This is a genomic window from Candidatus Magasanikbacteria bacterium (genome assembly GCA_021648085.1).
In the GTDB taxonomy this organism is placed as follows: Bacteria; Patescibacteriota; Patescibacteriia; order Magasanikbacterales; family UBA922; genus JAKITS01.
Genome location: JAKITS010000001.1, coordinates 706,852 through 720,279 on the forward strand (window position 1 = coordinate 706,852; position 13,428 = coordinate 720,279).

Annotated in this window: 12 protein-coding genes; 4 read left to right on the forward strand and 8 right to left on the reverse strand. The window is 31.7% G+C overall.

The genetic code is table 11. The annotated features are described in order from the left end of the window. The first annotated feature begins 17 nt into the window (after positions 1-17). Entirely contained in the window at positions 18-1,124 is a 1,107-nt protein-coding gene (locus L3J07_03665) for a hypothetical protein (GenBank protein ID MCF6276913.1), read from the forward strand. A gap of 50 nt (positions 1,125-1,174) precedes the next feature. Here L3J07_03665 and L3J07_03670 read toward each other — a convergent pair whose 3' ends face one another. Then, the gene (locus L3J07_03670; protein ID MCF6276914.1) at positions 1,175-1,618 is read right to left on the reverse strand and encodes a hypothetical protein; all 444 of its coding nucleotides are present in this window, start codon (positions 1,616-1,618) and stop codon (positions 1,175-1,177) included. A 149-nt stretch (positions 1,619-1,767) separates the two neighbouring features. Between L3J07_03670 and L3J07_03675 the strand changes: the two genes are divergently transcribed. Both L3J07_03675 and L3J07_03680 read left to right on the forward strand, forming a co-directional pair. Beyond that, the gene (locus tag L3J07_03675; protein MCF6276915.1) at positions 1,768-2,211 is read left to right on the forward strand and encodes a hypothetical protein; all 444 of its coding nucleotides are present in this window, start codon (positions 1,768-1,770) and stop codon (positions 2,209-2,211) included. 1 nt (position 2,212) lies between these two features. Continuing rightward, positions 2,213-3,421, forward strand: coding sequence for a hypothetical protein (locus tag L3J07_03680; GenBank protein MCF6276916.1), 1,209 nt, complete (start codon positions 2,213-2,215; stop codon positions 3,419-3,421). A 258-nt stretch (positions 3,422-3,679) separates the two neighbouring features. Here the strand turns inward: L3J07_03680 and thrS are convergent, their stop codons facing one another. The 7 genes from thrS to L3J07_03715 form a co-directional block, all read right to left on the reverse strand. Next, positions 3,680-5,482 carry a threonine--tRNA ligase gene (thrS, locus tag L3J07_03685; GenBank protein ID MCF6276917.1) on the reverse strand — a complete coding sequence of 601 codons (1,803 nt, stop codon included), beginning with the start codon at positions 5,480-5,482 and terminating at the stop codon, positions 3,680-3,682. Positions 5,483-5,638: 156 nt separating this feature from the next. After that, positions 5,639-6,148, reverse strand: a complete 510-nt coding sequence (locus L3J07_03690; GenBank protein MCF6276918.1) for a DUF2726 domain-containing protein — start codon at positions 6,146-6,148, stop codon at positions 5,639-5,641. 318 nt (positions 6,149-6,466) lie between these two features. Continuing rightward, entirely contained in the window at positions 6,467-7,135 is a 669-nt protein-coding gene (locus L3J07_03695) for an ABC transporter ATP-binding protein (protein ID MCF6276919.1), read from the reverse strand. A 20-nt stretch (positions 7,136-7,155) separates the two neighbouring features. After that, positions 7,156-8,367, reverse strand: coding sequence for an FtsX-like permease family protein (locus tag L3J07_03700; protein ID MCF6276920.1), 1,212 nt, complete (start codon positions 8,365-8,367; stop codon positions 7,156-7,158). Between the two features lie 478 nt (positions 8,368-8,845). After that, positions 8,846-9,982 (reverse strand): hypothetical protein, encoded by a 1,137-nt coding sequence (locus L3J07_03705; protein ID MCF6276921.1) that lies wholly within the window; start codon positions 9,980-9,982, stop codon positions 8,846-8,848. A 164-nt stretch (positions 9,983-10,146) separates the two neighbouring features. Continuing rightward, complete coding sequence (locus L3J07_03710) at positions 10,147-11,871, reverse strand: GspE/PulE family protein (protein ID MCF6276922.1); 1,725 nt, start codon at positions 11,869-11,871, stop codon at positions 10,147-10,149. 1 nt (position 11,872) lies between these two features. Continuing rightward, positions 11,873-12,859, reverse strand: coding sequence for a hypothetical protein (locus L3J07_03715; GenBank protein ID MCF6276923.1), 987 nt, complete (start codon positions 12,857-12,859; stop codon positions 11,873-11,875). A 172-nt stretch (positions 12,860-13,031) separates the two neighbouring features. On the opposite strand from L3J07_03715, the gene L3J07_03720 reads away from it, so the two are divergent. Further along, on the forward strand, positions 13,032-13,394 hold the full coding sequence (locus tag L3J07_03720; protein ID MCF6276924.1) for a hypothetical protein: 363 nt from the start codon (positions 13,032-13,034) through the stop codon (positions 13,392-13,394). Positions 13,395-13,428 lie beyond the last annotated feature (34 nt).

Genomic DNA, 13,428 nt, shown 5'->3' on the forward strand with positions numbered 1-13,428 from the left:
ACTAAAAAATCAAGTCTATGAACCCAGAAAGAAGAAGAATATCCATTGCAGAAGCCGAAGCTGCAACCGCAAAAGTTAGAGGAGACACTGGGGATTTTGATTTTGGAGAAGACGGTGATGATGAAGAAGAGGAAGGTGATTTTTTTGCAACTCCGGGAGAATTAGAACAACATAAAAAAGAAGTGGTTGAAAAAGAAAGAATAACAATCGAAAAAGAAATAGCTGAAAAAAAAGCAACAATAGAAAAAAATAGAAAAAACCCAACAGCGGCTGAAATGGCAATGAGAGAGCTTTTATTTTCTGAACAAGGACTTCGAGTTCAATCAATATACAACCCAGAATTACCACCAAACCCAAATAGAAAACAAGAATTGCAAAAATTAACAGAAGTTTATGAAAAACCCCCACTTTCTAATATGGAAAAGCAAAAAATAGAATTAATGGGACAGCAGTTCGATAATGCGAGAGATAGTTTTTATACAAAATATAGTGAAGATGATTTGGCAAATTATACATCCGGGGCAAATCAAAATGAAATGCAATTTTTGATAGAACGAAACCCAAATAGTGCAAAAATATTAAGTGCTTCTGTGGCTGGAAAAGGTATAAAAGCAAGAAAAGCTTTAGAAATTATATCGCGAATGCAGACATTAGAAGATTCAACATTAAGCCCTGAATTTAAAAAAGATTTAATAGATATAAAATTAGAATTAAACCCTGAATTAATAAATGCACTACCAGAAGAAATGCAAATACAAGAAGTATTTGAAAATCCAACCTTATTACGACACACATCTAGAGAAGCCCAGCAAAAAGTATTAGAAACTACACCACCAGAAAAATTTGCAGAAATGCTTGGTCAATTAGAAGTAAACAATTTAGATTTACTTACTGAAATAGAAGGTTTTCAAAATAATCAAGAAATAATGAGAAAACTTGTGGCTTTTGCCATTCAAGGTCCAGACCATTTTTTGAAACTACCAAATGAAACTCAAGACAAAGTTTTTGCAAAAATGGATGAACCGACAAAAAAACAGTTTATAAACTCAGCTAGAAAATTTATAAAAACTCACGGCTCACAAAAAATGCCAAGAGAAATTGAAAGAAGAGTTTGGCAAGCTTAACAAAAATAAAAAAGACGACTATATTTATAGTCGTCTTACTTTTTTATCTTTCAAAATTCTCCCCTTCCTTCACAAATAAATGTAACCCTACTACCCTCATAAAACACAACTTCGAAATCAAAGTCTGTATTTTTAACATCGTACATAAAGAAAGATGTCCTATCTCCTGTTATATGTTCGGTTAGTTTTACGTCTCCTTCAAATCTATTACACCCCAACAAACTTGAAATAGAAATTTTTCTAAGAGAAAATCTCATTAAACTTTCGTTTAGTTTTGAAAAGTTATATTCTTTATTTTCAATATTAATACAAAGAGTTTTAACCTTTCTGTCAAACCTAATATAATCTATAACAATCATAATTTCCAATCTCCAATAGTTTGGAAATTTTAGAAGTTTTGCATTCAAATCTGGAGATTTAAATGCTGGAACAACACTATAAAATCTTCCAGACATTTTTCTATGATCTGAAATTTTCACAACATTTTTATTCATCTTTTTCTCCTTTTTTAGTTTCATTTGTAAGGAACTTTTAGAACATTTAACTATATCAAACATTTCAGGTTTTGTCAAGTTTAAGACTAATAAATTGACAAAAAAACCATATAACATATAATAAATAGGTAATTTTAAATAAAAAAAATATGGGAAACCCTGAATTAAGATCAATGAGTTTAGAAGAAGCAGAAAGAAAACTAAATACAGAAATTGCAGGCGAAGCAATTCAAAAACAAAGTGAACAAGAATTACTTAAAAAAATGGATTCTATAAATACAAACCCAGATGCTTTAAAAAATAGACGAGAAAAAGCAATGCGAGAACTATTGGAAAAAAATGCTAAAGATCGAGAAAAACAAAAAAATATAGATAGAAATATTCAAAAACAAAAAGAAAGAGAAGAAGGCACAGCAGTAGAACAAGCACTTTCTGAAACAAGAAAAGTAGTAAATGAATCTATCATTAGCGATAAAGAGCAAAAAATTATAAAAGAATTAGAAAAGGTAAATCAAAGCACAGAAAAAGACATGCAAACCTTAGGAGATTTAGATAAAACAGGTATTTTTAAACCAGTCACAAAAAATAAATAATATGGAAAAAGAAAGTAAAATAATGAGTATGAGCGAGGTGGCCAAAGAAATAGCAAAAGAAGATAACATGACAGAGACAGAAAAAGCACTTGCCGAAACTATGATTGCAGGTAAACAATCTGCGGAAGAGCAAAAGCAAGAAAAAAAAATGAAAAAAGAAGAAATAGAAATGGTGAAAAAATCAGAAGTGCAAAGGGCTGATTATCTTCAAGCTGCTCAAAAAGCAAACAATCAGCCACCCACAGAAAATGCTGGAGTAAATGAAGCAATAAATATACGAAATGCTTATAATGCGTCCGCAAATGTGGAAGATCCAAAAGTAGAAATAGAAAGAATGCAAAAACAACAAGAAATGTTAAAAGAAATAAAATTGGAAGAACAAAAAGCTGAACTTCAAAAAACTATCCAATCTGGTGAGGCAGAACTTGATGTTGCTTCAAAACCAGAAACAGATGAAGAAAAAATAATTATTTCTCCAGATTTTCAACAAGAAATAAAAAACGAAAAAAGAAAAGATGTAATAGAAGCTTTAAACGAAGCACAAAAAGCTGGTAAGGAATCTATAAAAGCAGATGAAGAAAAAGAAAAAAATACTAGTTTAGAGGAATTAACAAAGCAAGCGACTGCAGAACAAGAAAGTAAAAAAGTAGAAGACACTATTCCACCAACAACAGAAAGTGCAATAAAAACAGAACCGCCAGAAAAACTATCTGACATACTCAAAGAAGGAGAGGAAAAAGAACAAATTGGAACAGAAATTACTCCAGAGTGGCAAGAACTTGAAAAAGAATTAGACTCAGCCCCAACAAAAGAAGAGCTAGAAGTTTTACCAGAAATTACAGAATTAGAACCACTTCCAACAAAAGGAATGGGTGAAATGATAAAAGATACACCAATGGATCCAGACACAAAAGAATGGCTTTTGGCTCAAAGAGGATTGTTGAAAAAAGTAAATGATACAGAAGGTTCAGAAAAACAAAAAAGAGAGCTACTCCTAGAAGAGTTAACAGCAAAACTAGAAGAAAAAGAAGCTAAGCTCAAAAAAACATGGTTTTTTGGAAAAAGTGCACTCAAAAAAGATATCAAAAGATTGAATGAAATAATAAACGACTCCACACTATTTAAAACTGGCGAGGCAACAAAACCAAGAAACTCGTCCAGAATGAATCGAGGCTCAGAAAATAGTTCTGGCTTCGCAAGTAAAGTTTAAGACCCTTAATGTTTGTTGAATAACCTTACTTAGATTACAACAAAATAAAAAAACACTATTTAAATAGTGTTTTTTTATTTTTTATACGCACCGTGTTTTTCTGTCATCCTCAGCTTGACTGAGGATCTAGGATTTATATTACAATGTAATTATTACAGTTTATGTATTTTTATATAAAAATAATTCTAGTTTATAGACTCTGGATTCCTAAGTCGGACTAAAAATAACAATAAAAAGTTTTTTCAAATTAAAAAATAATTATTTTCTTTCTTTTATTTCTTTCACAATTCTTTCAACAAACTCCTCTTTATTTATATTTTCAGTCTCACCATCTTTATCCCTCATTCTCACAGCAAAATTATCTCCACTCAATTCTCTCTCACCTACTACAATTATGTATGGCACTTTGTTTTCTACAGCTTTGCGAACTTTTTTACCAACTGTTTCACTTGCGCTATCTATTTCAATTCGCACTCCCGCATCTACAAATTTTTGTGCCAATTCTTTTGTGCCTTCCAAAAATTTATCTGAAACTGGAACAAACTGAACCTGAACAGGTGCAAGCCAAACTGGCCACTTCCCTGCATAATGCTCTATCAAAAATGCTATAAAACGCTCATGTGTAGAAAGTGGCGCTCTGTGAATTACAAACACTTCATTATTTTCATTTCCTGTTTCATCTATATATTTCAAACCAAATCTTTCTTTTGCCAAAAAGTCCAATTGAACTGTAGACAATGTTTCTTCTCTACCAATAATAGATTTAAACTGTACATCCACTTTCGGCCCATAAAAAGCTGCTTCATCACTTGCTTCAGTAAATGGAACTTCCATTTCCTGCAAAACTTCGCGCAACACATTTTCTGCAAACTTCCAATTTTCTGGCTCATTTATATATTTTTCTGTCTTTTCTGGATCCCATTTTGAAAGTCTAAACCAATAATCACCCAAATCAAACATTTTGAAATAATCCATTGTCATATTGATCACAGCTCTAAACTCATATTTTATTTGAGTTTTACTGCAATACGTGTGAGCATCATTCATGGTAAGTCCACGAACACGCAAAAGTCCTGCCAAAGTTCCAGAAAGCTCGTTTCTATAAACTGTTCCATATTCTGCTACACGCAAAGGCAGTTCTTTGTAACTTCTAGGTTTGTGTCCAAATACCAAATGATGATGTGGACAATTCATAGAACGCAAATAATATGTCCCATCGTCCATTTCCATTGCAGGATACATATCATCTTTATAATACGGCAAATGTCCAGAAGTTATATATAACTCTTCTTTTGCCAAATGCGGAGTCACAACGCGCTTATAGCCTGCTTTGTCTTCTTTTTCAACTGCCAATTTTTCTATTTCATTTCTTATAATTGTTCCATTTGGTAACCACATCACCAAGCCTTTTCCAACTTTATCATCAAAAAAATATAACTCCTGTGCTTTTGCAATTTTTCTATGATCCCTCTTCTCTGCTTCTGCAAGCATTTCCATATGATCTTCCAATTCTTGTTTTGTTTCAAAATAAACTCCATAAATTCGCTGAAGCTGTGGATTTTCATTTTTCCCTCTCCAATACGCTCCTGCCAAACGAGTAAGTTTCAAACCTTCTGGATTTAATTCACTACTATTTTCTATATGAGGTCCACGACACAAATCTGTAAATTCTCCACTTTTGTAAAGTGAAATTTCTTTTGCAGAATCGCCCACTTCCTGTTTTTCTTCTTCGCTTATTTTTGTAGTTCCATGTTTTTTTAAGTCGTTCAACAGTTCTACTTTGTAAATCTGCCCATTTTTTTGGAAAAAATTAACCCCATCTTCCAAACTCATTTCCTGTCTTTCAAAAGTTAGACCACTTTTCATCAATTCTTTTGCTTTATCTTCTATTTTTTGCAGATCTTCCTCTCCAATATTTTCTGGAAAATCTATATCATAATAAAACCCGTTTTCTATTACAGGACCAACACCAAATTTTAAATTTGGATAAAGCTCGTTTGCAGCAGATGCCACAATATGTGCGCAAGAATGTCTTGCTTTTTCCAATTTTTCGTTTTCCATAAAATTTTAAAAAAATAAAAGGCATTAAAAGATTGTTTAAAATCTCTTTGCCCTACAATTTCCAGACTTACTAAAAAATAAATATACTTTCTATATATTTACTTTAGTGGATTTATGATGTTTAGTCAACAGAATTGTTTTAAATACAAAAATAATTTAATTATTTTTGTTCAATATTAGTAATTCGTTTATTTTATTTTTTACTTCTTCAAAATTTATATTTTTCTGATGTTTAATGTGAAGACTTTTTATTCCTACTAATTCCAACACCCTATTTACAAATTCGTCTCTTTTCTGCCTATCACTTCTATTGTGTGTTTTTCCATTATATTCAATCGCAATAATTGGTTTCAGATATTGTTTTTCAAAAATAACAAAATCAATTGTTTTTCTGTTTATCTTATTTTGATAAGTCCAAAAATCTTTTCTTGAAGAACTTACTTTCACAATATTACTCAATACAATTTGAGGAAAAACAATATACTCAGTAGGAATAATTGATTGCAACCTCTCAAAGAATTGCCTTTCTGGAATATTGAGTAAAAAATCTTTTCTTTTAAATGGCAAAGTCTTTTCTTCTTCCTGAAGAAAAATAGAAATTTTATCCTTAAAAAAATAAAATAAAATTCCGAGAACTATAGCAATTACTATTAGTAAAAATTCCATAAGTGTAAAAAATTATTAAATTATTTCACATAACGTTCCAGTATATGCGATGTTTTGCGGAGCGTAGCGGAGCAAAATATGGGTGAACGGAGTGCAACGAGTGAACCGCATATACTGTGTTAGGCGAGGGTGATTTTCTGTAGTGATAACGGAAGAAAATTAAGTGCAACGACCCCGAAGCGTATTTTTGAAAAAATTTATCCTTATTATTCTTTTGTTGTTGGGCTTTTATCATTTCTTATTTTTGATTTTTTTGTTTTGAAAAATGAAAGAGGGGAATTAAAGGGGTGAATTTCATTTTTCAAAACTCCTTATTTTTTATTCTTTTTCAATAATTCCATCTTTTAAACATATTACTCTATCCACATATTTTTTATCGTCAGGTTCATGAGTTACCATTATAATAGTTTGTCCTATTTTTTTATTTAATTCTTTAAACAATTTTAATATCGCAAGGGAAGATTCGCTATCTAGATTAGCGGTTGGCTCATCAGCAAATAAAATCATTGGATCATTTACTAATGCTCTGGCAATAGCAACTCTTTGCTGTTCACCACCAGACATTTCTTTTGGTAAATGATGTAATCTTTCTGCTAATCCAACTTTTGTTAACATTTCAGTTGCTTTTTTTATATATATTTTTTTAGAAATTCTAGAAAGCATTAGAGGTAGGTAGACAGACTCTAACGCCGTTAATTCTGGCAATAAAGCATAGGATTGAAATACATAACCTAATTTTTTTAACCTAAACTCGGCTTTTTGTTTTTCAGAAAAATTCATAAGATCAATTCCTTCCATAATAACTTTTCCTGTAGTTGGTGTATCTAATAATCCAAGCTGATGTAAAAGTGTAGATTTCCCAGAACCAGAACGGCCCATAAGTGCCAAAAATTCTCCTTTTTTTACTCCAAAATTAATATTTTTTAATGCGTGAGTTGGGACAACTCCTTCGTATGTCTTTTTTAAATTTTTTACTTCAATAATCATGATAATTTTTAAATTAGAATTTATCCCCAAATAGATTTCAATATACTCTCTTTTGCGCCACGATATGCTGGAAAAAACCCTCCTATCAAAGCAGCGCCTATTAAACTTAAATTACTTATGCTTATAATATTAAATGTTATTTTTAACGAGACCCAACCGACAGGAAAATCTAAAGGATTTACAATAAATAATGGTCGTATAACAAAAAGGATTAAAGATGCCCCAATGATTACGCCAACTACTCCATAAAATAATGCCTGCATAACAAAATACAAAATAATTGTATTTTCCTCCATACCAATAGCTTTTAATATTCCAATTTGTCTTCTTTTGTTTACGACACTTACAAAAATAATAATAAATATAGTTACTCCAGCAACAATCGTTCCTATTACTCCAAGTATAATACTAATCATTGTAAAACTTTTACTAGCACCAGAAGTAAAACCCATTAAATCTTGCCATTTTTTTATATCCTCTTTGTTTAATCCAGCTTGCCTTATTTCTTTAATATATATTTCTTCATTGCCTGTATCTTCAACTTTAATCAAAATTTCTGATGCAAAATTGTGAATTTTTAAAACAGACTCCATCTCTTTTTTAGTTATAAACAACATTTGATCGGCTTGAGTGCTTTTAGTGCTAAAAATACCCTTTACTGTATATGTTCTGTTTATACCATTGCTAAATAAAACATTTATTTCATCTCCAACAACAACACCAAGACTTAAATAATCCAAGTCACCACCATATCCTCCGGCAATTTCTTTACCTATCATTATCTGATCTCTATCATTCTTATCTAAAAAATCTCCGTCTACAATTGACTTATGGATTTTTGTAACTTTTTTTTCATCTTCTGGGTTTATTGATTTTAAGACCCATCTACCACTTTTTATATCATAACCATCTTTACGATAATCATATTTCACAATCGGACTATCTATGTAATGTTGAGAAACCCCAATAATCCCTGGTATTGTTTTTAATTGTTTTATTGCACTTTTATTGTCTATATATTTTTTATCAATAGCCGGTTCTATTGTTATATTTCCATATTGATTATCAATAGCTTCCTGATTTATTGCTTCAACTATTCCACCAAAAATTGAAGCAACAAAAACAAGATTAACATACGCAAGTGTCATAATTAGAATGGTCATTGCTAATGTTCCCTTGTTCCCTCGTTTAATAGAGGTGATAGCTAGGAATAATGATGTTTTTATATTCATTTAGTTTTATTATTTAAGAGATTTTTTAAGGAATAAAAAATAATTTTTCTGTGTTGAATAATATGTATAGAGATAAGAATAAAAAATATTAATTGGACAATTTTTATAAATTGAATATCAATAATCTTTGACAATAGTATAACTGCAAATATTGCGATTAACAAATAATCTATAATTAATGTATATTTTTTCATAGTAATATTTAGATTAGATTTTTCGTAGCGGAGCAGAGAAAACACCTTATTTCCCCTCTTTTAAATTTAAAAAAATCAAAAATATTCCTTATTCTTTAAAGCCCAACAACAAAAATCTTTAAATTCAAATTTTTTCAAAAATATGTCGTATAACTGGTTTTTATACAAACTTTTTATTTTTTAATAACATAAAATTGTATATTATACAAACTTATGTTATGTTTTTTAATACAAATAAATTAAATAAAAATTAGCTTAATATTTATTTAATTAAAAGAAAATATTTAATCAACATGCTTCACAACAACCTTTACATGAGAATCCACAGGAGGTACAGTCTGAATCCATGCAGGTTTAAATTCTACATCTACACTACTTACATGGTCTAAAGACAATATATACTCACGCACCTCCTCTGCGCTCTTGTCAAAAAACATTACTTTTTGAAGTTGCTTGCTATCTGAATTCAGTTTTGCAATTCCACTATAAAATATATTTAATACTGCCGAACCTCTAGCCAAATCATAACTCTCCAAAGAAACTACAGGATCGGCGTCACCCTGCTCCACCAATTCTATATCGTTTACAGACCTTCTCATCAATAAATTCCTTGCTCTTGCGTCTACCTCTTTTTTGTCATACATTACTGCCAAAACTGTCGCTCTTGCAGAAACTGTAAACTCTGACACCTCTTCGCCAATTTCTGTATCTGTCTCAAAAGTATTTTGTACAATAGAAAATACGGTGTTCATTGTTGGTGCAATTTGTCCAAAAGATTTTTTACCAAGCTCTTCCAACTCCCCCAAAAGCACTGTTTCAGCTTGTTTTATATCTTCTGCACTTACAACTCCACTTGTTGTAATTCCACCAGTCATAGCTTCTTCACTCTCACCAAAAATTACCTTCTGTTTCGCTTCATCCAATCCAGGAATTGTAAATTTTGTAGGGCTTATATTATTTTCCACGCCTTTTGTATCAGAATAGACATCTGCAGTGATTTTTCCTTTTGCAGGAACAACTACCTTATCTTTGAGTCTAAAAAGTATGCCGTCTGCAGAAAGAAATCTTGTCGTTGAAATTAAAGGCTGATTAGAGTTTGTTTCATTAAAAACTGTAATAGTGCCACGAGCAGTCCCTGGCTCTTCTTTGTCCCCAGTTGGACTAAACACCTTGTCCAAAGTAATAATAGTTGTAGTCACTGCCCCTGTCACAGCGTTACTCCCCTTTCCCACATCCACAGTTCCTGATACATCTACCACTTCTGTTTTACTTATTATTGTAATAGTAGCTCTTTTTGATGACATAAAAAGAATAACAGCCAAAAGAGCTACTGTTAAAAGTAGAAATGAAATTGCAATAAATTTATACAACTTTACTGGCTGCTCTGCCGCAAAATTCTTTTGAAATTTTCCTGAAGACATATTCTATTTTGAAATTACAGTTTTTTAAAATTCCTCCTTTTTTTAACTCCCCGAACATTTGATGTTATCATTAAAAAAGAATATTTTTAAATCAATGTTTAAGGGATTCCCGCCTGCCGGCAGGCAAGCCCCACTTTGGTTCGAAATGACAGGAAAAATAAATATTATTCAATCACTCTAAATACCTCCTCTACTGAAGTTTCCCCCTCCATTGCTTTTAACACTCCGTCTTGAATCATGGTTATCATACCATTTTTTACAGCGACCTGTTCTATATCTGTTTCCGACACATTTCCAGATACGATTAGCTGTTCTATTTCTGGAATCATTGTAAAAATTTCATAAATACCAATTCTACCTTTGTATCCCAAATTACTGCATTTATCACATTTTCCAGGTCCGTAAAATTTTCCACTCGCTTCAATATTTTTTTCTGTTTCTGGTAAATTTTCCAAAGTTTTATCTACTCTTTCTTTTTGCTCTGGTGTAAGCTCAATTTCGACCTTACAATCACACAATTTACGCACAAGTCTTTGCCCAATCACACAATTTAGTGCAGGAGCCATCAAAAATGGTTTTACACCCATAGAAAGAAAACGAGGAATGGCACCAGATGCACTATTAGTATGAATTGTAGACAACATTAGATGTCCTGTCAAAGCAGCTTGGATTGCAACTTCGGCTGTTTCCAAATCTCGGATCTCTCCAACCATCGCAATATCTGGATCTTGCCGCAACACAGAACGCAAAGCACTTGCAAAAGTATAACCTTTTGTGGCATCCATTTGACTTTGATTTATTCCATCCATTCTATATTCTACAGGGTCTTCGAGTGTAATAATTTTTACACCTGGCTTGTTCAAATACTGCATTATAGAATAAAGTGTTGTTGTTTTTCCTGATCCAGTTGGCCCAGTTGTGATAATCATTCCATTTGGTCGCTCTATCTCCGCTTTGAGTCTTTCGTGTGCACTTCCACGCAAACCCAAATCCTCAAAAGCCATTTTTTCTTTTGATTGTGGAAGTAATCGCATTACAATACTTTCACCATAAACAGTAGGGATTGTAGAAACACGAATATCCACATCTCCACTTTTTGCTTTTATTGTAAAGCGTCCATCTTGAGGCTGATCTACAACATTTATTTTTAAAGATGACAAAAGTTTGATTCTTGAAACCAATTTTTTATACATTTCTTTGGATATTGTACCAGCATCATGCAAAATTCCATCCATACGAAAACGGATTACAATCTTTTCTTCTTCTGCTTCTATATGAACATCTGACGCACCCAATTTTAATCCTGCTCCCATTATAAATGTCACTATATCTGTTGCTTTTTCGCTATCAAACAATTTTTGTAATGATGCGAAATCATTTACATCTGCCTGAACTTTTTTCAAATCTTCTTCACTTATTTCTACATTTTTGGAAATTACAGCAATAGTTGGAACTTTTTTGTACAATTCAAAAACTTTATCAAAACTTTCTTGAGAAATTGTATACAAAGCTCCGTTTGCATGGTTTCTTTCTTGAATTTGATGTAGCAATTCCTTTACTTCTTCACGGCTTGGATCTACTGCACCCAGCCTTACCTCATCTTGAGAGAAAAAGAAACAAACAACGCCCAATTCTTTTGCCTGCTTTTCTGGAATTTGCCTTAAAGACTCTTGGCTCACTGGAAATTTTACCAAATTTATATAAGAAAAACCCAAAGAACCAGCAAGCTGTTCAGCTCTGGTTTCAGATTCTTTCAAAGAAATATCCTCCATTTTTTTTGTAAATTTTTCCTGTACAACCGTTTTTTGTTGCGAGACTTTCTCCCCCTCTTTTTCTTGTGTTTCCTCTTTTTTTGGAATCAAATCATCTATTGTCTGAAAGTTTGACATATCAACTCTTTAATTTATCAATAAAGTGAACCAATTTACTTTTTACCCCTTCTTTGTGCATTCTCATAAACAGATCTGTCCAAACAGAAGTTGCAAACGCTGTAAAAACTGAACCAAGTGTCATTACAATAAACAAAGTTATTACAAATCCAAAAATAATTCCTACCATTTTTAGTGCAATCACACCTGTCAAAATAGATAAAAACCAAAAAACTGCCAAAGGTATAAGGAAGAAAAAGAAAATTGCCAAAAATCCTAGCAACATTACTGCAAAATTTAAAATCATTATTATTAGCCCAACCTCAATAGACACAAGTGGATGATGTGTAAAAAGCCTCCACGCTGCGACTATTGATTCTACAAATGAATACTCCTCTACCACCACATATCCTGCGGCATAAATTGCCAAAAATGAAATCAACATTCCAGAAATTAATGCAAGAACCAAAGTAACCACAAAACTACTGAATGTAAAAATATTTGCACTACTGTACATTATCAAAAGAGAGAGTGTAACAAAACTGGTCACCAATAAAATTAGACTTTTTTTCAAAACATTTATAAAAAATAAGCGTCCAGAATGATTTACACCTTTATGCCAAGCTGTGCCAAAATCTGGAACTTTTTTACCTCTCACTTTTTGTGCTATTGAGTTTATAATAGCACCTTGGCTAATAACCGCAACAAATATAAAGAAAAACAATAAACCTGCCAAAATAACAAATAGCCAAATAAGTGCAAACCATTTTGATATAGAAAGTGGTAAACCTGTGGTTAAAATAAAAAGTTCAACAAAACCTTTTGGCACGAAAAAAGTATCCAAATAAATAGGATTTTTAAATCCTAACATTAAAATTTTGTGGATCAAATCGCCTATTCCAGCCTGACCCAAAAAAGTTGCAAACAATCCAAAAATCCACAAAATCTTATGTTCCCAGACAATCTCCCAACTTTCTCTTATGGTTTGTATGTATAATGGTTTTTTCATAATTAAAATTTAGAGCCTCTCTTAAGACCTATTCTTAAACATAGCTAATAAGCTAATTATAGCATAATTAAAAACTAGCGACAATTCAATTTTATATAATAGGTTTGATTTTTATACTTAATTTATCTATAATTCCACCAGAGTTTTAATCGCGAAAAAGGAGGACGAGCAAATGACAGAAGGCAAAGACAAAAAAGAATTTAAAGGTGTAATTTTTGGACATTTCGAAACTGGATGTGAAGGTTATATGTGGGTATTTTATGAAGATGGTAAAGAAGGTTATGATGGTTTGAAAAATTTAGAAGCTGGAGATCATCTAACAATTTTTAATAATGATGGTTTGGAGATTTTTTCAGAGATAATTAAACCTGATCATGAAATCGGCAAACAAGTTATCCCTCTTAATCCTGAATATTCTCAACCTACTGCTTTGGGTTTGTGGATTCATTGGACACAAGATGGCTTTTTACCTGACGATTGGGCAAAACTCTTCTTTCAAAAGCCTCCTTTTCGAGCAACTCTTCGCAAAAAATAAATTGTTTTGCGATTACCAACCGCCCTGTTTCTTG

Excerpts from the sequence above, each read along its gene's own strand:
- L3J07_03665 (MCF6276913.1), top strand. The coding sequence starts at position 18 with ATGAACCCAGAAAGAAGAAGAATATCCATTGCAGAAGCCGAAGCTGCA.
- L3J07_03670 (MCF6276914.1), bottom strand. The coding sequence starts at position 1,618 with ATGAATAAAAATGTTGTGAAAATTTCAGATCATAGAAAAATGTCTGGA.
- L3J07_03675 (MCF6276915.1), top strand. The coding sequence starts at position 1,768 with ATGGGAAACCCTGAATTAAGATCAATGAGTTTAGAAGAAGCAGAAAGA.
- L3J07_03680 (MCF6276916.1), top strand. The coding sequence starts at position 2,213 with ATGGAAAAAGAAAGTAAAATAATGAGTATGAGCGAGGTGGCCAAAGAA.
- thrS (MCF6276917.1), bottom strand. The coding sequence starts at position 5,482 with ATGGAAAACGAAAAATTGGAAAAAGCAAGACATTCTTGCGCACATATT.
- L3J07_03690 (MCF6276918.1), bottom strand. The coding sequence starts at position 6,148 with ATGGAATTTTTACTAATAGTAATTGCTATAGTTCTCGGAATTTTATTT.
- L3J07_03695 (MCF6276919.1), bottom strand. The coding sequence starts at position 7,135 with ATGATTATTGAAGTAAAAAATTTAAAAAAGACATACGAAGGAGTTGTC.
- L3J07_03700 (MCF6276920.1), bottom strand. The coding sequence starts at position 8,367 with ATGAATATAAAAACATCATTATTCCTAGCTATCACCTCTATTAAACGA.
- L3J07_03705 (MCF6276921.1), bottom strand. The coding sequence starts at position 9,982 with ATGTCTTCAGGAAAATTTCAAAAGAATTTTGCGGCAGAGCAGCCAGTA.
- L3J07_03710 (MCF6276922.1), bottom strand. The coding sequence starts at position 11,871 with ATGTCAAACTTTCAGACAATAGATGATTTGATTCCAAAAAAAGAGGAA.
- L3J07_03715 (MCF6276923.1), bottom strand. The coding sequence starts at position 12,859 with ATGAAAAAACCATTATACATACAAACCATAAGAGAAAGTTGGGAGATT.
- L3J07_03720 (MCF6276924.1), top strand. The coding sequence starts at position 13,032 with ATGACAGAAGGCAAAGACAAAAAAGAATTTAAAGGTGTAATTTTTGGA.